The 24,194-nt window shown below is 41.6% G+C and carries 4 protein-coding genes; all 4 read left to right on the forward strand.

Translation table 11 applies throughout. The features are described from left to right. Nucleotides 1-19 precede the first annotated feature (19 nt). Nucleotides 20-16,966, forward strand: coding sequence for a non-ribosomal peptide synthetase/type I polyketide synthase (locus F9Y84_RS11145; protein WP_147388739.1), 16,947 nt, complete (start codon nucleotides 20-22; stop codon nucleotides 16,964-16,966). Between the two features lie 26 nt (nucleotides 16,967-16,992). After that, the gene (locus F9Y84_RS11150; protein WP_147388738.1) at nucleotides 16,993-20,436 is read left to right on the forward strand and encodes a non-ribosomal peptide synthetase; all 3,444 of its coding nucleotides are present in this window, start codon (nucleotides 16,993-16,995) and stop codon (nucleotides 20,434-20,436) included. Beyond that, entirely contained in the window at nucleotides 20,433-23,858 is a 3,426-nt protein-coding gene (locus tag F9Y84_RS11155; RefSeq protein ID WP_147388737.1) for a non-ribosomal peptide synthetase, read from the forward strand. The genes F9Y84_RS11150 and F9Y84_RS11155 overlap by 4 nt, the downstream gene beginning before the upstream one ends. Further along, nucleotides 23,855-24,194, forward strand: a 340-nt coding sequence (locus F9Y84_RS11160) for a TubC N-terminal docking domain-related protein (RefSeq protein WP_168756759.1), incomplete at its 3' end; no start/stop codon positions are given. The genes F9Y84_RS11155 and F9Y84_RS11160, both read left to right, overlap by 4 nt.

Raw genomic sequence — 24,194 nt, forward strand, 5'->3', positions numbered from 1 at the left:
CAGAATAAGTATAACAATTATGAATAATCTTTCGAACAACAAAAAAAAATTACTAGCACTACTAAAGCAAAAAAAACTAAAAGAAAATGCCCAACATAACGTAGAACCGGTAGCTCCTTTTAGCTTAATTAGTGACCATGATAAGAGCTTGCTTGCCGATGATGTTGTAGACGCTTATCCGATCAGTGTCTTACAAATGGGCATGCTTCACCACATGGATATGAGTAATGGTGAAGAAAGTCCTGCTGATTACCATAACCTGACTACCTTTAGAGGGCGCATAAAAGGCGCCTTTGATAAAACGCTTTTTCAAGAAAGTATCAATATCATCGTAAAGGAGCACGATAACCTTAGAACTACTTTTGACTTAACGAACTTTAGTATCCCGCTTCAATTAGTGCATCGTGAAGCCTCTTTGGAGATGGGGTATGACGACCTTAGAGGTTTGTCTGAAGCAGAGCAAGAAGCTGAAATTAGTAGATATATCGAACTCGAAAATAAAAACATGTTTGATATTACTCAGGCTCCACTGATGCGTTTTCATGTACATCAAATAGAAGATGATGTGATCAGTCTATCCTTTACGGAGCCTCATTCTGTATCCGACGGTTGGAGTACACACTTAACCGTCATGGATATTTTTGATATTTATTTCGCGCTGCAAAGAGGGCAGACCTTCTCTTTGCCAGAACCGGCGCTGAAATATAGTGATTTTATTCACGAAGAATTGAAAATATTGAAATCTCAAGAAGCCATTGATTTTTGGGATGCAAAGCTTAAAGAATGCGTTAATACAGAGCTACCTTTCTTAGAAAAAGAAGTCGCGACACAAGAAGTAGACATATATAGCCATAAATACCCATTTAAATTACCCCGTGACATCGTTAAGCAACTGCATGAAGTGGTAAAAAAAACAGGGGTGCCATTCAAAGGAATTCTGCTGGCTATTCACTTTAAGTTTTTAAGTATTGTCACCGGTCAGAGCAATGTGACAACTGGTTTAGCATTTAATGGTCGGCTAGAAGCGGAAAATAGTGAGCAAATGCGCGGAATGTTCCTCAACACTTTGCCGGTAAGCATGGATCTGTCCGCGGGGAGTTGGCGCGATCTTATTCTTGCTTCGCATCAGTCTGAGCTAGAGCTAGTACCATTTCGTCGATACCCATTTGGTGCGATCCAGAAAAAGTACGGAACTCAGCCTGTTTTTCATACTCATTTAGGGTTTCTTCACTTTCACTCGATGGCAGATAAAATCGCCGAGGGGAATGTAGAAAAAATAAGCAATGTCGACTTGTCAAAGACCAACTTTGATTTATCTACTGTGTTCTGTATGGATCCGAGCGATAAGTACAACATAGAATTTCTTGGTGAGGTAAACCTTAATAAAGTATCTAAGTCGCAATTTGTAAGTTATATGGAAGTTTACGTTCGACTGATGAAGGACTTAGTTGAGAACCTAGATAACCCCCATGCAAGTAGCTGTTTTTTGAGCAATGATGAAAAAGAAAAGCAGTTAGTATTGTGGAATCAACATGAACAGGAGTATGACCGTACTTTACATATTCACACTATGGTTGAGCGCTGTGCTGAGCTTTACCATGATAAAATTGCTGCAAAATATGACGATGACTCTATTACTTATGGGGAACTAAATACAAGAGCTAACCAGCTGGCATATTGTCTCGTGGAGTTGGGACTAAAAAATAACGAATTAGTCGGTATCTGCTTAGAACGCTCCGTTGAGTCTTTAATCGCAATGACCGCGATCCTAAAAGCGGGAGGGGCGTATTTACCGTTAGATCCTGACTATCCCCAAGAACGCTTGGAATATATGTTTGAAGACACACAGTTAAATCTTGTTATTAGCACCAAAACGTTGCAATCAAAATTACCAGCTAATTCACATACCATGATTTGCTTAGACTCTTTTGGAGAAGAAAAGTGGGATCTTCAACATTTATCTACGCTACCGAGCAGTAACCTACATCACTCAGAGTTACTTCCTAGCGAACAGCAGCTTGCTTATGTTATCTATACCTCAGGCTCCACGGGTAAACCTAAAGGTGTGGCAGTAACACATAATAATGTCGTTAGCCTTGTCGAGGACAATAAAAATATCGAAGTATTACCATCAGATGTTATGGCTCAGGCATCCAACGCCGCTTTTGATGCCGCGACCTATGAATTTTGGGGAGCATTGACTAAAGGCGCGATGATATGTGGGGTAAACAAAACGACTCTACTTTCTCCTGAACTTTTAAAAGCGCAAATTGAACAAGATAAGATTACAGTCATGTTTGTTACTACGGCGTTGTTTAATCGTATTGCCGACGAGCAACCGGACACTTTCCAATCGCTGAGAAAAGTTTTATTTGGGGGAGAGGCACACTCTCTAAAAGCGATTGGAAACATTCTATTGGGTAAATCACCACAGCAATTAGTACATGTTTACGGGCCAACAGAAACAACGACATTTGCGACAGCGTTTAAGTTTGACTGTAATGAGTTTCGCCGCTACGCGAGTGCGCCAATCGGTAAGCCATTGAGCAATCATAAATGTTATGTACTGAACCCACAGTTAGAACCAGTACCTGTTGGTAGTGTTGGTGAGCTATATATCGGCGGAGATGGCGTTGCGTGTGGATACTGGCAACGTGAAGCCTTAACGGATGAGCGCTTCATTCCTAACCCTTTTAATCACAGTGGTGCAGCAACGCTCTATAAAACAGGGGATACGGTACGTTACCTAAGTGATGGTAACATTGAATTTGTTGGTCGTGTTGATAACCAAGTAAAGATCCGAGGCTTCCGCATAGAGCTAGATGAGCTCAGTACAACACTACAGTCTTGTCCTATATTAAAAGACAGTACTGTCATCGTCAGAGAAGATGAACCTGGTGACAAAAAGTTAGTGGGCTATATTGTTTATCGTGATGACAGTGAAAGTAATTTAGACGAAGTAATCAAATATTTAAAATCCAAACTGCCTAGCTATATGGTACCAACACTGTTTGAGGAGCTTGAAAGTATCCCATTAACAGTAAACGGAAAAGTAGATAAAAAATCGCTGCCGAAGCCAACACTTACAGGACAGAATCAGAGCCACTTTGAAGCACCACGTAACACCAATGAAAAGATACTCTGCGAAATTTGGCAAGAAATTTTGGGTCTTGAGAAAGTGGGGATCCATGATAATTTCTTTACTTGTGGCGGTGACTCAATTATTTCAATTCAACTGGTATCTAAAGCAAATCGACAAGGTATTAGCATTAATACAAGGGATATATTTGAAGCACAAACAATCGCTGAACTTGCGAAGAAGTGTGCTGAAAATGATACGGTATCCGCTAGCAAGGTGAGTAGTGGTAAACTGACACTTCACCCAATCCAAGCTAATTTTTTCTCAACACAACATACAGATCACAATCACTTCCATCAATCCGCATGTTTGAGTGTACCAACAGATTTTGATATTAAGTTTTTGGATGAATTTGTTTCAGCTTTATACCAACGACATGACGTGTTGAGGCTAACTTTTGCAAAGCAAGATGAGAAGTGGCAGGGTAAGTTTGCACACATGGATACTGACAAATTAAGTCAGGTAGTTAAGCAGGTAAACTTAGACACTCGTGATGGTGAGTTAGCAACGCGTTATGAAGAGATTGGCTTTGAGTTTAAATCATCATTTGATATTTCATCGGGGCCGCTCCTTAATATCGTGTATATTGATAGCCAAGAGCCTGAAAACAGACGCTTATTAATTATTATCCATCACCTTATTGTGGATGGTGTCAGCTGGCGGATCTTATTAGAGGATTTGAATTCGGCTTATCAACAGTATTTGGCTGATGGCAGTGTGTCTCTTACAGCTAGTGGCACTTCTTACAAAGATTATGCGGCGATGTTAAGCAATCAAGATAGCCAGCAGCGCTTTGAATCAGAAAAGCAATACTGGCTACATCAATTGCAAAATGGCGATCTAGTACTTCCATATCAAGATACTGGTTCCAGCGATACTTATGCAGATGCTGCAAATCAAGAGGTTGTTGTAGATGCTAAAACAACACAGTCATTATTAGGTCAGAGCAATGCACCATTTAAAACCAAAGTGAACGAGTTGCTCCTAAGTGCGCTTGCACTTGCGTTTAACCGCTGGTGTGGTTCTACTGCGATCAATGTCACACTTGAAGGTCATGGGCGAGAAGAGTTTCATGAAAACGTGAGTTTGTCTCAAACAATGGGCTGGTTCACGAGTATGTATCCTGTCCTGCTTAGTCACCAAGATTGTAAAGCCAGTGGTGGACTTGGAAATCTTATTTGCTCAGTTAAAGAGCAGCTAAGAAAAGTACCAAATAATGGAATAGGTTTTGGTGCGCTTAGCTATATATTTGACGATCAAGATATTAAGCGTGCGTGTGAGCAACATGAAAATAGCATCTTATTTAACTACCTAGGACAATTTGATCAACAAGCTGGTGAGCAAGCACTATTCAAAGGCGCAGGAGATTTTACCGGCGCAGATATTAGTGCCCAACATACTCGCAGTCATTTATTGGATATAAATGGCATGGTGTTTAATGGCGAGTTGAAGTTCCAAGTAAACTATCATGCAGAAAAGTTCGATAATGCAGACATTAAGAAATTTTGTTCATTTTTCGAATCTGCACTGATGGAAGTATCGGCGTATTGTGAACAGCCTAATGTAGAAAGACTAACACCTGCGGATTTCCCTTTATGTCAATTGAGTCAAGGTGAATTAGATACGCTACAGTCTCGTTATACCAATATCGCAGAGTTATATCCTGTAACTAGTATGCAAGCGGGATTGATTTATCATGGACTGTTAAATACTGAGAAAGATTCTTATATCAATCAGCTAAACATTGAGTTTAAAGGCAAGTTTGAGATAGAACTGTTTAAAAAAGCGTGGTTAGCCGTGATCCAGCGGCACAATATCTTAAGAACGGCGTTTGTTGGGTTAGATCGTGAAACACCATTGCAGCTTGTATCTGAGTCAATTCAAATGGATTGGACACACCTAGATTGGAGTGCCAAAAGTGCAACTGAGGTAGAACATGAATTCGCTGACTTGTTGCAAGAAGACAAACAGCAAGGGTTTGACTTTTCAGTTCCTGGACTCATGCGCTTTTTCACCATTAAGGTTAATGCAACTTGCTATAAGTTCGCATGGACTCATCATCACACACTGATTGATGGTTGGTCACAGCCAATTTTATTTGGTGAAGTTTTTAGTGCCTATCAGGCTTTTGCAGCTAATCAACTACCTGAGTTTGTTGGTGAAGCTAACTATAAAGAGTACATAAAGTGGTGTGTTGAGCAACCACTGGATGAAGCGAAGCAGTTTTGGTCTGAACATCTCAAAACACTAGAATCACCAACGCAACTGGGCATTGAGAAGAGAGAGGGTGATGACACCTCCGGAGCCATTGCTGAGCAGAGAAAATCGTTAACCACAGATCTTACAAGCCAATTAAAGAAGGTTGCTGGCGAGGCACAAGTTACATTGAACACTTTGGTTCAAGCTGCTTGGGGTTATTTACTGCATCGCTATAGTGGTAACGATGAAGTTATATTTGGTGAAACGGTTTCTGGGCGCAATGTTGAAGTCGATAACGTGGATAAAATGGTTGGTTTATTTATCAAGACGTTACCTTCAGTTGTGTCGTTCACAAATAACACTCGTGTCGATCAGTGGTTGAAAGAGCTGCATGAGAATCAGAACAAACGAGATAAATTCAGTTACCTATCACTCACGCAAATTAAAGAATGTAGCCAATTTGATCCGATTGCACCGTTGTTTGATGTTGCAATGGTATTCGAAAACTATCCTATCGCGGATGCTCCTGAGCTTGGTCAGCAAGAGAGTGAGTTTGAAATCTCAGGCTTTAATGCAAAAGCACATGCACACTTTGGTATGAGTTTGATAGTCGCACCAGGCGAGGCTTTGACATTTGAATTAAATTATTCAGAGCAAAAATATGAAGCTCATTATGTTCAGACATTACTGGATCATCTTGAAACCGTTTTAGCAGGCATTGTAAATAACTTAACAGCCAACGTCAGTGAGCTACCATTACTGACCGCAACTGAGCTGGATGCCGCGGTAATATCATCGGATAATGCCGCTGAAACTGTACCAGGAATGACAGTTCACAGCTGGTTTGAACAACAAGTTGCACAGTACCCAACTCGTCCGGCTCTGCAGTTGCATGATGAGGTCATGAGCTATCAAGCTTTAAATATCGCGGCAAATCGATTTGCCGGGTATCTACAAGCCCAGGGCGTTAATGCACAGAGTAAAGTCATTATTCACTGTGAACGTTCGTTTGAAATGATCGTTGCGGTTTTAGCCGTTTTAAAAGCGGGAGCATCGTATGTTCCTCTTGATGTATCTTACCCTGTTGAGCGCAAAGATTATGTGATTAATGATTCTGGAGCTGCAGTTATTATTACACACTCAGCGCTAGAGGAGACGTTACCGACTCATTCTTGTGATGTCGTTAGTGTCGATAATTTATCTGAATTAACTGCGGCCTATTCCGAGTGTAATACCGTCAGTGAACACACTGGTGCGACGCCAAATGACCTTGCATATGTTATTTATACATCTGGCTCGACTGGCAATCCAAAAGGTGTGTTGATTGAGCATGCGTCAATGTTAAATTTAGCTCGCCAACAGACTGGTTTGTTTGCAGTTGATCAGCAAAGCAGAGTGTTGCAGTTTGCATCGCTGAGCTTTGACGCCGCGGCATGGGAACTACTCATGGCATTATGCAATGGTGCTTGCTTGTGCTTGATTGACGCTCACACATTGATGAATCCAGATCTAATGGCTCAATACCTTTCTGACCAAGAGATCACACATGCTACGCTGCCTCCGGCGCTGCTAGTAAACTTAGCCTCAGAGCAATTTAGTCAATTAGAAACTTTGATTGTGGCAGGTGAAGCCATATCAAAAGAGCAGGCAATCATTTGGTCAGAAGGACGGAAATTATTTAATGCCTACGGACCAACGGAGAATACAGTGTGTATTTCTGTTGGAGAAATTACCACTGATAATGTGCATATTGGACGCCCGATTGGTAATGTCGAGTGCTTTATTCTTGACGCATATCAAAGGCCAGTGCCTGCTGGTTGTGTCGGGGAACTATATGTTGGTGGCCGAGGTCTGGCGCGAAGCTATTTAAACTTACCTGAAGTAACCGCTGAGAAATTCCTGACACTTCCAACGAATGTGGTGGGAAGTAATACCGAGCGAGTATACCGAACCGGTGATTTAGTGAGGCTTAACCTTGAAGGTAATCTTGAGTTTATAGGAAGAGTTGATAGCCAAGTAAAAATAAGAGGCTTCAGAGTGGAGCTAGGTGAGATAGAGAGCGTTATTAACAGCTTCGATTTCATTGCAAATAGTGCTGTTCTCTTGGCACAGGGAGAATCACATGACAATAGATTGATCGCCTTTATCGAGACGACTGAAGCGCTGACAAATGCAGCGGATGATGTATTCACCTTGTTGGAAGCTAAGTTACCGTCTTACATGCTGCCTTCAACTATTAATGTGCTTGAAGCATTGCCTTTAAACCATAATGGCAAAGTGGATCGTAAAGCCCTCAGTCAAAAAATACAAAGTGAACCGAGCACGCTGGAGTATGAAGCGCCAAAATTTGAAATTGAAGCACAATTGATAGCGCTGTGGCAAAGTTTGCTCAATAAGCGCAATATTGGGATAAAAGATAACTTCTTTAAGTTGGGTGGAAACTCTCTGTTAGCCATGCGGTTAAGAGAAAAAATTGTTCAAGAGTTGGAAATTGAGGTTTCAGTCACAGACATCTTTAACTACCCAACGGTGGAGCAATTGGCAGGTTTCATTCTGCATGAGCACAAAGATAACCCATTAGTAAATACGGCGCTGATTCAGTTTACCGAAGAAGGTAGCGGCAATGTCCCAATCGCAGTTGTCGGTATGTCTACTCGCTTCGGTAACACACAAAACTTTGAGGAGTTTTGGTCGTTGCTTGAGTCAGGACATGAGGCTATTGAAGAGCTGACTGATGAGCAGCTACGAGCAGCAGGTATTTCAGAGAAGCTAATTGGTAACCCAGAGTATATTAGGAAAACTTTCCGTTTTCAGGGAATGGAAATGTTTGATGCGGAGTTCTTTGAATTTAGCGAACGTCAGGCTGAAATGACAGATCCACAACACCGAGTGCTGTTGGAGTGTGCATATGAAGCTATGGAAATAGCTGGATACCCAAGTGAACCTGAATCAGGAAGTGTGGGTGTTTTTGTTGGCAAGAGCGACAATATTGGATGGATCCAAAAGATGATGTCGCAAAGTCATGGGCATAATGCCGTTGATGGCATGGAAGCGATGAAAGCATCATCGGGCGCTTTTTTATCGACTCAGCTTTCTTACAATCTGAACCTCACTGGACCGAGTGTTAATATCAATACTGCTTGCTCAACGTCACTTGTTGCAGTTCACCAAGCATGTAAAAGTATTCAAAATGGTGAATGCACGATGGCCTTAGCAGGAGGGGTTTCTATCTCAGCTATGGAGCCTGCAGGCTATGTTCATCAAGAAGGCTTTATCACCTCAAAAGATGGACATTGTCGCCCGTTTGATGAGAGCGCGAGTGGGACACGAGTAGGACAAGGTGCTGGTATGGTGTTACTAAAGCGCTTAGATCTTGCTATTGAGGACGGTGATACCATCTTCGCAGTCGTCAAAGGCTCGGCTATAAATAACGATGGGTCGCTAAAGCCTGGCTATACAGCACCGAGTGTTGAGGGGCAAGCTAAAGCAATTGCGAGTGCAATGACAGTGGCAGGTGTTGAACCCAGCACGATAGGTTTTGTTGAAGCGCATGGTACAGGTACTTATTTAGGAGATCCGATAGAGGTTCGAGCGCTTAACCGAGCATATAAGAGTGTTGCTGGCAAAGAACTAGATAAACAGTCGATAGCGCTAGGTACGCTCAAAGCCAATATCGGCCATTTGGATACAGCAGCTGGTGTAGCTGGATTTATACATGCCGTTTGTGCACTTAATTATAAGAAAATATCTCCAAATATTAATTTTAACAGCCCGAATCCTGAACTTGATCTACAGTCGACCCCATTCTATTTAGAGAATGAATTACGCGAATGGAAAGGTGGTGTGGAGCCGAGAAGAGGTGCTGTAAGCTCCTTTGGAATTGGTGGAACGAATGCACATGTTATTTTGGAAGAGTTTGAGGGATCCGGTGAGGACAGAAGCCGTATGAAATATCACGTATTACCTTTATCAGCAAAATCTCCAGAGGCGTTAATTGCAAGTAAGGGGAGATTGTCTGCATACATCAATAGCCATGCGGATATTGATGTGGCGAATATGGCGTATACTTTGCAGCAAGGCAGAAAACCTTACCAGTATAGAGATGCGTTGGTCGTGACGTCGGCATCTGAAGCGACTGAATTACTACAAACAACAGCTCAAAAAGTACATCGCGCAGCGTCTCGTGAGCTGACCTTTATGTTCCCAGGGCAAGGTGCACAATATACCGGTATGCTACTGTCTCTATATCAGTCTAGTGATGAGTTTAAACAGCAACTAGACGAGTGTATCGCGCTATTTAATCCATACCTAGACAGTGACTTGTACGCAGTCTGCTTTGACCCCGAAAAAGAAAGGTTATTAGATCAGACTAACTACACTCAAGCTGCGTTATTTAGTATTGAATACGCGTTAGCACGTCACCTTATGACTCTTGGGATCAAACCGAGTGCGATGATAGGCCATAGTATAGGAGAGTACGTGGCTGCATGTCTTGCTGGTGTGTTCAGTCTAGAAGATGCGATTCATATCGTAGCGAATCGTGGTAGGTTAATGCAGAGCATGCCAACAGGTAATATGGTGGCGATTAAATGTACGGCTCAGCAAGCTAATGAGATTGCGGCTCAGTTTAATTTATGTGTAGCTGCAACAAATGCAAAAGAGAGCATCGTGCTATCAGGCGACAGTGACTCTATCTCTCGTTGTCTAGCGTCTCTTGAAGCAAACTCGATTAAGTACAAGAAATTAAAAGGTGATAGAGCATTCCATTCGCGTCATACCCACTCAATCTTGATGGAGTTTAAGTCTGTTTTTGATGGCATTTCTCTACACGCTCCTGCATTACCTTTTATTTCCAATGTGAGCGGCGACTGGATCACGCCGGATCAGGCTATGACAGCGCAATACTGGGTTGAGCAGCTTGCTGGGGAAGTGCGCTTTGCCAGTGGGATTGAAAGTTTGATAAATCGTTACCCAGAGCATGCACTATTAGAAGTTGGGCCTGGGAAAACGCTAGCGGGCTTGGTCTCAATGCATCTTCCTGAGCTAATAGAAAGTGTAGTACCTTTTGTGTCATTAGCGGATAACCATAGTGAAGGCGAAGAGCTAGTCGCCAATGTAATGGCTAAACTTTGGTCAATTGGTGCTCATATTGATTGGTCAGTTTGCTATCGTGGTGAGAAAAGAAGACGCATTCCTTTGCCGACGTATGCGTTCCAGAGAAAGCGATTTGAACCACAAATACGCCAAGAGATGCACAGTGCAATTACCAATCAAAACAATAAGCTAGACTTTAGTAAGTGGTTCTATGCACCAAATTGGCTGCGCAAGCCAAACCAGCCTAGCCAAGTAGATGGCCATAGATGTTTATATATTCATGATGCTAAGCATGATCCATCTCTACATATTGCGCAGTTAACAAGGGCAAACGTAGAAGTTGTTCAAGCGATGGGTGCTCAAGCAACGAGGCAAATCAGTGATTCAACATTTGAGGTTAACTTAGCATCTGAGCAAGGAGTGGTTGCACTATTCACGCTGCTAGAGGAACAGCACTTTGACCATATTGTCATGCCGCTGGGCTTTAGTACACAAACCAGTAGTGCGATGTTGTCCTATGAAGCACGTTTACAAAACGACTTCTACCCTGCATTTTTCATGTTTAAAGCGCTTGCAGAAATTCACAGGTCAGACTTGAAAGTCACGCTGTTAACAGCTGAAGCATTTGAAGTCGTGGGTTATGAAAATAACAACGCAATTGCCGCGATGCTCCCTGCATTATGTAAGAGTGCAACTGCTGAGCTCGTGAATATTGATGCGGGTGTGGTAGATATAGAAAACACACAGGCTTCATTCAGTCATAGTTGGGTAGATGAATTAGGCCGCGTGTTCAGTAATGATAGAATTGTCGCGCTTAGAGGAAAAAATCGTTATGTTGAGACCTACTCGCAGGTAGATGTTTCAAGTTCTGCGTCCAATCTTAGCCAAGTAAAAGAGAATGGTACTTATATCATTATTGGTGGATTAGGTGGGATGGGATTGGCGGTTGCAGAAGAGTTGGTTTCTAAGGCAAGTGTAAACCTTGTGCTCACAACAAGAACTCAATCTACAATTGCTGATTTACAGACAAGGCTTGAATCACAGGCATATCAGCGCTTACAAGACATTAATAATAGTGCGATGTCTTGCCAGATTAGCGCACTTGATGTCGCCGACAGTCAAGCATTTGAAGCCTTTGTTACTGATTGTATTGCGACAACAGGCACGATTGACGGGATTGTATACTGTGCGGGGGTGCCTGGCGCTGATAAGCCCATCGCTGAGTTAGATATTGCAGAGTTACAAGCGGTTATGGCAAGTAAGGTCTCAGGGCTAATCAACCTAGAAATGGTAATTAAACGCCATGAATTGCAGCCTAACTTCATTACCTTGATGTCCTCATTACAAACCGTGGTGGATACCCATAAAAACCGAGTTGATTATGGTGCTGCAAATAGTTTTGTTGATAACTTTATCGCGCAGCTATCTGAAACAATACCTACGTGCCAAATCCAAGTAATTAATTGGAACACTTGGAGTGAATCGGGTATGGCTGTGAACGCCGTATCGGAGCAATCTTTGGAAGTTAACATTGCTGAAAAAGTCGTAAATAGCATTTCTAATAGTGAAGGTCGAAGAGTTTTCGCAACGGCGTTAAATAGTGGCTATCAGCGTATTGCAATCTGTGCTACTGACTTATCAGAATTGAAAAATCTTGAAAAACAAGCTTTGAAAAAAGCACAGCCCAAGCAGGAACAACAACTAACCTCGGATGAGGCTGCCGAAATCTTTGATAGTATATTGTTTGATATTCTTGGCTGTCAGGAAGTAGATTTGCGTCAGAATTTCCATGCGTTAGGCGGGGACTCTTTGGCTGCTATTCGCTTAAATGCGCAATTTGCAGAGCGCCTTGGCGTCGATATTTCGATGGCGGAGATCATGGAATCACAAAGCATGTTGTCTTTATTTGACAGCATAAACCAAAAGCTAGGTGACTCTGTACAGAAAAGGCAAACCATTGCGAGTGTGGAAAAGCTGTATGGCCCACTTACTTTTGCACAGCAACGCCTTTGGTTCATAGATGAAATGGAAGGTGGAAGCTCTGCATATAACCAAGCTTGGGCTATCAAATTAACAGGTGAGCTAAATACGGTTGCGATGGAAAATGCAATCAAGTCAGTGATTGAACGCCACACAATCCTAAGAACAACGTATCATCAGGGTGATGAGGCCTTCCAACAAATTAATGAAAATTTCGAATTTGAGTTGGCATTAGTTGATATTAGCAATGTTAACAAAGCGCAGAGAGATGATGAAATCGAGCGCATAATTAATGAAGAGCAACGCCTACCATTTGTACTTTCTCAGGATCTCATGGTGAGGTCAAAGTTACTTAGACTGGGACAAACAGAACATGTCTTGCTGTTTTCACAGCATCATATTTGTACTGATGGTTTTTCAATGAGTCGCTTATTTGAGGAGTTAAGCTTCTACTATAATGGCTTCCTGAGTGATAATAAGCCGGCTTTACCAGCACTTCCTATTCAGTATATGGACTATGCTTACTGGCAGCGTGAACATATGCAAGGCGAGACGTTTGCGGCTGAGCTTGAATCTGTGTGTGAAAGGTTGAGAGGTGCACCTCAGGTACATAGTCTTCCTTTAGATTTCCAGCGACCAAATCAACAGAGTTATCGTGGTGATAAGTGGATCAGTAATCTAGACAATACGCTATCTAAAAAGCTCCATGCGCTGGCAAAATCGACAAATACGACCCTATTTATGGTGATGAATAGTGCGCTTTCTATACTCATTTCAAAACTTGGGACAGAAAATGATGTAGTCATTGGTACTCCTGTAGCTAACAGAGGTGAGCAAGAGACCATGCCATTGATTGGTTTTTTTGTGAACACAATGGCTATTCGTACGCAAGTTGATGTTGAGCAATCATTTACTGAACTACTGACACAGGTTAAAGAGGAATGCCTTCATACATACGAAAATCAACATATTCCTTTTGAGTTAGTCGTTGAAAAAATTAACCCAGAGAGAAGCTTGGGATACCATCCTTTGGTACAAATTTTACTGGTTGTACAAGATAAGAATGTGGGTGATCTACAGCTAAATAACCTTGATATTGAACGTATGTTACCTAGTGAAGCTTATAGTAAGTTTGACTTGAGTGTAAATGTGACCGATCACGATGATGGTATAGAGGTTTGCTGGGAGTATGCGAAAGATTTGTTTGCTGAGTCTAGTATGGCACGTTTTACCAAACACTTTATCACTTTGTTAAATAATATTGTTGAAAATCAATCTCTCCCAATAGCTGAATTGTCTTTGATTAGCCCAGAAGAGCAAGTTGAGTTATTGTCTTTTGCCCAAGGTGAGGTGATAGAGCTATCTAAAGAGCCGACGATCCACGCCTTATTTGAACAGCAAGTCCAGAAAACACCAGAAGCGACTGCTGTGAGTTACGATGATGACACGCTAACTTATACAGAACTTAATAACCGAGCGAACCAATTAGCGAGTTACTTGAAGCAAAAAGGTGTTGGGGAAAATAAATATGTGGCCCTGTACATGGATCGCTCCGTCGAGTTGGTGGTAGCAATTTGGGCTGTGTTAAAAGCTGGTGGTGCATATATTCCTTTGGATGTGTCAACGCCGAGTGAACGCTTAGCTACGATCCTGATGGATAGTCAGCCTGTCTGTATTTTGACTCAGCAGCATCTATATGACTTGGTCGCTCCATGCTCCGCTCTTCCAGTGATCGCGCTCAATGAGCAAAGTCTACAAGCTGAGCTTGTGAGTTATACTACTGTAAATCAGTCAATTAACTCTCAGTCACCAGATAGTTGTGCCTATGTTATTTATACCTCAGGCTCGACAGGCACACCAAAAGGCGTTGTTTGTACTCATAGAGGACTGATTAACCGTATTGATTGGATGCAAAATGAATTTAAATTGCATCAAAGTGATGTCGTGTTGCAAAAAACACCTTACAGTTTCGATGTATCTGTTTGGGAGTTTGTATGGCCTCTTACTTCGGGTGCTAAACTTGTCGTGATGCGACCAGAGGAACACAAAGATCCAGAACAAATCCGTCAGTTAATTCAAGCAAAGCAAGTAACCACTTTACACTTTGTGCCCTCAATGCTGAATGCGATGTTAAGTGCTGATGCATGGCATGGATGTGATTCTGTTGCCCGTGTAATTTGTAGCGGAGAAGCTTTACCCATAGAACTGCAAAATACTTTCTATAGCAAAGCAAAACAGGCTTCATTACATAATTTATATGGCCCAACAGAAGCATCGATAGATGTGAGCTTTTGGCACTGCCCGAATGATACATCGGCAAAGGCGGTTCCGATTGGTAAACCTATCCAAAATACGCAGCTGATCATTTTAGATGAGCATCAGCGACTTGTTCCTCACGGTGTGGTTGGTGAGCTGTATATTGGTGGTGTTGGTCTTGCGAGAGAGTACCTTAACCGACCAGAATTAACGGCTTCGACCTTTATTGCTAATCCATATTCTAGCTTGAACACAGAGCGATTATATAAGTCAGGAGATCTTGCATATGTTAATCAACAAGGGCAAATCGAATATGTTGGACGTATCGATGATCAAGTGAAGATCCGAGGGCTTCGTATCGAATTGGGCGAAATTGAGTACCATCTAAACAATATTGAGCAAATATCTAAAACCACAGTGCTTGCAAGACAGGATCTGTCAGGTAACACCCGACTGGTTGCATACTACAGTGTGGTTGGCGATGCAGAACTTACAAATGAACAACTACATCAAGCACTTGTTGCGGTGTTACCTGAATATATGGTGCCAGCAACTTTCGTGCTGATGGAGCAATGGCCGCTAACGGTAAGTGGTAAAGTAGATAAAAAGCAATTGCCCAACCCTGTGATGCAGACAACATCGGAATATCTTGCTCCGCAGACGGATGTCGAAAAAGTACTTAGCAGTATTTGGGAGGAATTGTTAGGTATTGCAAAGGTAGGTATTAAAGATAACTTTTTCTCGCTGGGCGGAGACTCTATTTTATCCACTCAAGTCGTGGCTAGAGCGAAAAGGGCAGGTTTAACGTTTACAATTAAAGATATGTTTAATTATCAAACGATCCAAGAGCTTGCACCTGTAGTGATGAGTAATGCTGCAATTGATATTCCTCAAGAAGCAGTCGTTGGAGAGCAGTTACTCACACCAATTCAAAAACAATTTGTCGAGAAGCGTTTAGCTAACCCAAATCACTATAACCAGGCCGTATTATTAAATGCTCCAGAGGGAATGCAGCTATCTGAGCTAGAAACAATTGCAAAAAGTGTAATATCTAGGCATGATGTACTACGTCTGAAGTTTGGACTTGAACAAAATCAATATTGTTACATCCCCGAGTCTGATATTGATATTTCTACTGTTGTACAGGAAGTTAGCTTTACTGAGATTGCTGATTCGGAGCAAGCAAAAGCAATTGAGCTTTTCTGCGGGGGTCTGCAAGAGTCTCTGAATATCAGCAGTGGAGAGACATTTAAGCTTGCTTTAATCCATCTTGGAAATGGCCGCTTGAAGCTGTTTATCTTGGGACATCACTTAATTATCGATGGTGTTTCATGGCGGATAATCATGGCGGATCTAGAACAAGCTTGGGAAGATTTGAAATCTGGTAATGATGTGTTATTGTCTGCTAAGACAACATCTTATCAGTTTTGGGGTCAGACGCTATCTGACTATGCATGTAGTGATGATTTGCTAAGCCAACGTGAATATTGGATTGATCAGCTAAGTAAATATGAGCAGCACAATATCGAGTGTTTGGCTGATACGCAGGACAGCATTATTAGTACTGCAAGCCTTGCTGTTTCTGAGGAAGACACTGCACAGCTTGTAGATTCCGCAAATAGTGCATATAGAACAAAAGTGCATGAGTTGATTATAGCGGCTGTATTTAGTGCATTTCGACAATGGTCTGGTGCTGAAACCATACGTGTGGATATTGAAGGCCATGGGCGGGAAAATATTGCCGATGGGATTGACCTAAGTGATACGGTAGGCTGGTTTACGTCAATCTACCCATTAATGTTAAATGCACCGATGAATGAACCTGTTGGTGAGTTGATTAAGTTAGTTAAAGATTCGTATAGAGGTGTGCCTGACAACGGTATTGGGTTTGGTGCCTTGCGTTATCTAGCAAATGACCATGAGATACAAGCGCTTGACGAAAGCACGAGTAGCTATAATGTCGTGTTCAATTATCTTGGTCAGTTTGACAACATTGCTTCGGCAAAATCAGCGTTTTCCTTTGCTGAAGAAAAAACGGGTCTATCGTCGAGTGCAGAGAATAAGATTGACGATTTTATCACTGTGAATGCTCTTATTTATCAAGGTAGGCTCAAGGTTGATATTTCATCAATTAAAGTCGGTGAAGCACAATTAGCGCAATTGCTGTCATACCTAGAACAAAGTATCGAGACAGTGTTGCTGGCTTGTCATAGCAAGCTAGCAGAGCAAGAGATGATTGCCGAGTATAACGAGCTTGCACATTCGCTTCCTAAGCAAGTTGAAGCAATTGAAATTTAAAAACGGATAATAGATAAGCTGTTAATATGAATATCTTCAATTTACTAAAACAATTAAAAGAACGAGATGTCTCTGTTGGAGTAGAAGGGGAGAAGCTGAAAGTTTACGACCCTGAAAATAACTTAACACCTGAGTTGTTACAGAGCTTGAAAGAAAAGAAACAAGAAATTATTCATTTCTTCAGTAACAGTGATGAGCTAACCAAGTCTGACTTTCCTTTGGCTGATCTCACGCGTGAGTTATTTACGGAAATTCATGCAGAGTATACCGATCTACAGAGCATTATGATTGCTACACCAATGCAATCAGGAATGATTTTCCAAAGTCTAATGGATAAATCCAATGCTGCTTATACGGTTCAGCTATCAGGGGAGCTGGTCGGTGTTATCGATGAAAAGGCCTTTGAAGCAGCATGGCTTCACCTGATTGAGAGACATGAGATATTAAGAACTTGTTTTGTTGGACTTGGAGAAAAGCGTATTCATCAACTGGTCCGTAAAGCGGCTGCTTTTTCAGTCCAGTATCATGACTTATCAAGCTATAATCGAACGCTCGCATATGAGCAGCTTGATGCCATCAAACAAGCAGATAGAGAGCAAGGCTTTGACCTTAAAGTGCCTCCTTTGATGCGGGTGCAACTTGTTAAACTTGATACGGAGCTATATCAGTTTATTTGGTCATATCATCATGCTTTGCTCGATGGTTGGTGTAACCCTATTGTGATCCAAGAAGTGATGGCGTTTTATCAAGAAGTCGTGAATGGGACTCCAGTGGTGCTCGGTGAACCTGCTAAATATGAAAACTTTATCCGCTGGTTGAAATCCAGAAATACAGATAAATCAAAACTATTTTGGCGGGAAACTTTATCTGGTTTATCTGAAGCTGCGCCTTTGCCATTTTTGAAACCTGCAAAGACGCTTACTTCACACTATGAAAAATGTTCTTTTTCGCTGTCTGAAGAGCAAAGTCGTAACCTTGCGCAATTAGCCCAAAAAGAAAAATGCACAGTGAATGTACTGTTGCAATTTGCTTGGGCATACCTATTAAGCCAGTACTCGGCGCGCCAAGATGTGCACTTTGGGGTCACTGTATCAGGCCGTCCAGCGGAGCTGGTTGGTGTTGAGAATATGCTAGGGTTATTTATTAACTCTATTCCCCTCTGCGTATCAGTAGACAAAACGTCAACAATTCGAGCTGTGTTAGACCATATTCATCGAACTAACATGGAATGTAACGAACATAGCTATTTGTCATATAGCGATATTCAAAAGCAGTCAGATATTCCTGCGAATAAACCGTTATTTGAAAGCCTCGTTATTTTTGAAAACTATCCCTCTGATGGGGTGGCAGGTGATGACAGCTCAGTGAGGCTCACTCAATTAAACAGTGAAGAGGATACTAACTTTGCATTAACCTTATACGCGTCAATGGCTGAGAAATTGGAGGTTGACTTACATTTCCAAACCGCAAGAATATCTCTAGAGAATGTACAGAGTGTAGTGGAATATCTACAACAGATCTTAATCAGCTTAAGTCAGGTATCAATGGAGGAGATAATATCTGAAGTAAGCCTTATCCCGGTACCAAAAACGAAGGCTTTTATTGCTGGGGAAACGAAAGAGATTAACGCTAAATCAGGGTTGTTGGCACAGTTTGAACATTATGTTGGAATGACGCCAGACAAAGTGGCGGTGGTGTGTGATGGTCACGCTTTCACATACAAACAGTTGTCTGAGCGCATCAATAAAATGGCGAACATGTTACATACACAAGGCCTTGGTGCTGGCGATTTGGTTAGCGTTTATTTGCCAAGAAATATTGAACTGTTAACCTCTATGTTGGCAATTCAGAAAGTAGGAGCCGCTTATGTCCCACTTTCGACCAATTATCCAATTGACCGGATAGCCTACATGCTAGAACATTCAAAGGCTAAGCGTGTTATTACGAGCGGTGATTTAGCGTTGGAGCTTGAGATCTGCGCGGATAGGGTTTTAGATTTGTCTGCATCAAACATAGTGACTGCCTTAGAAGGCAGCTCAGTAGCCCTTAACAATGAAATTCAGCTTCCTGCACCTGATGATCTCATGTATGTGATTTATACCTCAGGATCGACAGGCAAGCCAAAAGGGGTTTGTATCAGCCATAATAATGTCGCTAACTTTCTCCATGCAATGGAGCAAAGTCCTGGGTTATCTAGCCAAGATAGGCTACTTGCGATCACCCCTATCAGTTTTGATATTTCAGTACTTGAGCTCTATTTGCCACTGTATGTTGGCGCAACTGTTCATATTGTCGATGAGAAAATAAGTAAAGATAGCGGTAAACTGGTAAGCTATATCGAGCAAAATCAGATCTCTTGTGTACAGGCAACACCAGCTACTTGGACGATGTTAGAAGGGCAATCAAACTGGTCTACAGTCCAGCCTATAAAAGCGCTTTGTGGCGGTGAAGCATTGCCTCTGCATTTAGCAACAAAGATGGTGTCTAGGTACGAAGAAGTTTGGAATATGTACGGTCCAACTGAGGCAACCGTGTGGGTTGGTGCACATCGTATTGACAATGCTGATACTATTTCAATTGGTACGCCAATACTCAATACTAAGTTTCATGTTTTAAATGACAAGCTAAAACCAGTAGTGCCAGGCATGAGTGGAGAGTTATATATATCTGGGGCTGGATTAGCGAAGGGTTATTTGAATGAGCCGGAACTGACAACTGAACGATTTTTATCTTCTCCAGAATCTGGAGAGTTGATTTATAAAACTGGAGATGTTGTTCGACAGATCAGCAACAATGCCTATCAATACCTAGGGCGTGTGGATGAGCAAGTCAAAGTGCGTGGTTACAGGATTGAACTAGCAGAAGTGGAATCAGCGCTGATACAAAACGAATTAATTGAGTTCGTTGTGGTTAAAGCCGTATCAAATGGGGATGATTTCTCTCAACTGGTTGCCTATTGTGAATTAACCCCGGCAAGTAATGAGTATGATAACCTCGACTTACTTCAAAAAGTTAAAGCTCATCTCAATGAAACTTTACCTGAATATATGCATCCAGCTTACTTTGAAATTATCGAAAATTGGCCGCTTACGCCAAGTGGTAAGGTAGACAAAAAGGCATTACCTAAACCAGAGATCTCGCTTGCTTTAGAAGAGTATGTTGCGCCTAATACAGACACTGAGCATAGCTTGGTTGCTCTGTGGTCAGAGTTACTTAAATTAGAGCCTTCAAAGATAAGTGTTACCAGCAGTTTCTTTCTTTTAGGGGGCAACTCTTTGCTACTGATGCGCTTAGTATCACGACTTAGGGAACAATTTTCTGTTGATATTGAACTAGAAGAAGCAATGGAACTATCCAGCATTCGATTGTTGGCTGAGAAAGTCGATGACTATCAGAAAAGTAATGCACTTTCAGACATCAGTAAGGTATCGGATGTATTGGCAGAAGATGAAGTGGAAGAAGCTATATGATAGAGAATCTACTACAGAGAGTTAAGGAACAAGGGATAAAGTTATACCTAGATAACGAAGGTGCCTTAAAACTAAGAAGAAAAACGAACACAGCAAACGACTCATTAATTGCAGAAATAAAAGAAAAAAAAGCACAGATTATCGAATGGCTTAAGGTTTCAGCAAAGGTAAATGACAAAATAGCAAGAGCTGAACATATTGATAGCGAAGCGCCAGCATCTTTTGCTCAGCAGAGAATGTGGTTGATTAATCAATTAGAAAGCAGTGATGCACATTATAATATGACAGACGCATTGCATATTAATGGCACCATAGACTTATCTGTGATTGAACAGACTTGTGATGAGATTATTAAACGACACGAGCCTCTTAGAACCATTTTTTTTGAAAGAGATGGGCAGGTGTGGCAAAAGGTATTAGACAAGTTTCATTTTCAAGTTACTCGTTTTGACTTTGCTCAAGAAAGTGAAAATGTGGACAACCTAGTTTCTGAGTGTGTGAAGCAGTTTTCGTTACAAGCTTTCTCTCTTGAATCTGACTTGATGTTGAAAGTTGGCTACATTGAGCTGCCAATGAATAACACCGGTGAAGCGCAAGGAGTATTACTCTTTAATCTGCACCATATTGCTGGAGACGGATGGTCCAGAGGACTGCTGCTTAAGGAGTTCAATCATCTCTATCAATCAATTCAGCAGGGAGAGCCGAGTCGGCTGACACCAAATGCACTTCGATACATAGATTACTCGGTATGGCAAAGAGAGCAGTTCGAGTCATCAACAGTAGACTCTCAGAGGGCGTATTGGTTGAAGCAGCTTACTGAGTTGCCAGATGTGCATGCTTTGCCACTTGATCATCCTCGCCCACCAGTGCAGAGCTTTGATGGTAGTCGTGTTCAATTTGCTCTAGAAGCGCAGTTGAGCATGCAGTTGAAAGCGTTGGCTGTTGAGCAAAATGTAACATTATTTATGTTACTTCACGCATCGTTTAGTTTATTGTTATCTCGCTATTCGGATTGCACTGATATTGTAATTGGTACACCTGTGGCAAACCGAAGGCAGCAAGAGTTAGAGGGATTAATAGGCTGTTTTGTAAATACGCTTGTACTGCGTACCAATACGTCTGAGAACAGGCGCTTTATTGATTACTTGCATGATGTAAAAAAAATCAATGTAAATGCACAAGCAAATCAAGATATGCCATTTGATTTACTTGTTGATGAGCTAAATCCGCAGAGAAGTCCTGCATACTCACCGTTATTTCAAATTCAGTTTAGTATGAATAATACTGAGTCGGTGAAGCCGAACTTAGCGAGTTCTTCTGTTTCTTCTGCGAATGTATCACGTAGTCTAGTAAAGTATGAACTTGCGTTACATGCCGTGGAGGATCATGACAGACTGAATTTTAGATTTGAGTATAATACTTCAATATTCAAACAAGATACGATACAGCAACTACAAGCCTGCTTTGTTCAATTGCTAAAAAGTATTGTTGCGACGCCACAGCAGGGTATTCATGAATTAACACTAGTTTCTGAATCTAACCAACATCACCTTTTGGTTGAGCTCAATGATACATCAGCACCAATAGCGCACGATGATAATGTCGTCGCAGCATTTACGCAGCAGGTTGCCGATAACCCACAACGTATAGCTGTGACTTATGAGGGAGAGTCGTTAACGTACCAGCAACTCGATGAAAGAGTGAATCAATTAGCAAACCATCTACAAGATAATGGTGTTGGGGCGCATAGTTATGTTGCTTTATATATGGAACGTTCGTTGGAAATGGTTGTTGCTATTTGGGCGATTTTAAAATCTGGTGGGGCCTATATTCCGATCGATCCGACATTACCCGCTGCAAGGGTAAGGGTTATATTGCAAGACGCGTCACCAGTCTTAGTTTTAACACAGAAAAGGTTTTACGGCTCACTGTCCTCATACCATCATAATGTTGTCTCTCTTGATGAGGATTCGGTGATACAAACCCTAAGTAGCGGCTCACGGTCATTTGAAACTAATTCACTATTTCAGCAAGGGCAGGAAGCTTATATTATCTATACTTCAGGTTCTACTGGTGAACCAAAAGGGGTAATTTGCGAACACAAAGGCTTGTTTAATCGCATTGATTGGATGCAAAAAATGTATCAGCTGACCTCGGCTGATTGTGTGCTACAAAAGACACCATACAGCTTTGATGTATCAGTATGGGAGTTTATATGGCCGCTAATTACAGGGTGCCGACTAGTCGTAGCAAAACCTGAGGGTCATAAAGAGCCGAGTTACTTGTCATCACTTATTCAATCACAAAAGGTAACAACATTACATTTTGTGCCCTCTATGCTTAATTTGATGCTTCAAGCTGGTGACTGGGAGCAATGCAGTACGGTTCGCCAAGTGTTTTGCAGCGGAGAAGCGCTATCAAGTGAATTACAAGCGCAGTTTTTTGCAACGGAGACAAAGTCTAAATTACATAATTTATATGGTCCAACAGAGGCTTCAATAGATGTTACTTATTGGGAGTGCGATAGCGCTGCTGATAAGGGGGCTAGTGTGCCAATAGGTAGACCTATACAAAATACAAGTTTAGTTGTGTTAGATAAAAACGGAAAACTTGTTCCATATGGTGCTGTTGGAGAGCTTCATATTGGCGGAATGGGATTGGCGGTAGGTTATCTAAACAAACCCGAATTAACAAAAGACAAGTTTATTCCAAACCCATTTCCACAGTTAAATGGCCCTAGACTATACAAAACGGGTGATTTGGTTCGTTATAGCGAAGGCGGTAAGCTGGAGTATTTGGGTCGAATAGATCACCAAGTTAAGCTGCACGGCTTAAGAATCGAGCTTGGCGAAATTGAGTATCAGCTGGTTCAGCATGACAAGGTTAATCGATGTCTCGTTATGGTTCGTGAGGACATTGTTAATCAACCAAGATTGGTTGCGTATTTTGATAGTCCACATCCTGATATAGAAACACACTGTACAGAGTATCTAAAACAACAATTACCAAGTTATATGGTACCGGAAGTCTTGATCAGGGTAACGCAATGGCCGCTCACTGCGAACGGCAAAATCGACAGAAAAAAGCTACCTGTACCTAATGTGCCAGACACACTGAAGTATCTAGCTCCTGAAAACGAAATAGAAAGTCAGTTGCAACTTTTTGTGATGTCAGTACTACATTTAAACGAAGAACAAGTAAGCGCCGATGCTGACTTCTTTGAGCTGGGTGGTAATTCTTTACTGGCAATAAAGTTGATATCGAAGATTAACGAACAGTGGCAAATAAATATATCTAGTAAAGAAATCTTCAATACTAGAACCATAAGAGGATTGGGTGCAGAGATAGAAAAATATACTCTAGTATTGGCTTCCCAAATAATAACAAATAATACGCAAGTAGAGGAAAGTGGCTGGCTATGAACATTGTACAACTAATTCACCAAGCAAATAGCTCGGGTGTAACACTATTTTGTAAGTCTGGAAAATTAGGGTTTAGATTAAATAAGGGTTGTACTTTCCCACCAGAACTAAAACAAAGCATAGCGGATAACAAGCAAGCTATTATTGAATTTTTGACAGCCTATGAATCTTCGCCGAGCCTAGCGTTAAAGCCTATCACCCCAGTAGACAGAAACACAGATAAGTTCCCTCTGTCTTTTGCCCAGCAGCGGCTATGGTTTATTGATAGTTTGCAAGGTAGCACTCCAGAGTACAATATGCCGATGGTATTTGAGCTGTCAGGCACGATTAGTCTGA

Origin of the sequence: Pseudoalteromonas peptidolytica (assembly GCF_012641745.1) — a bacterium.
GTDB classification, from domain to species: Bacteria; Pseudomonadota; Gammaproteobacteria; order Enterobacterales; family Alteromonadaceae; genus Pseudoalteromonas; species Pseudoalteromonas peptidolytica.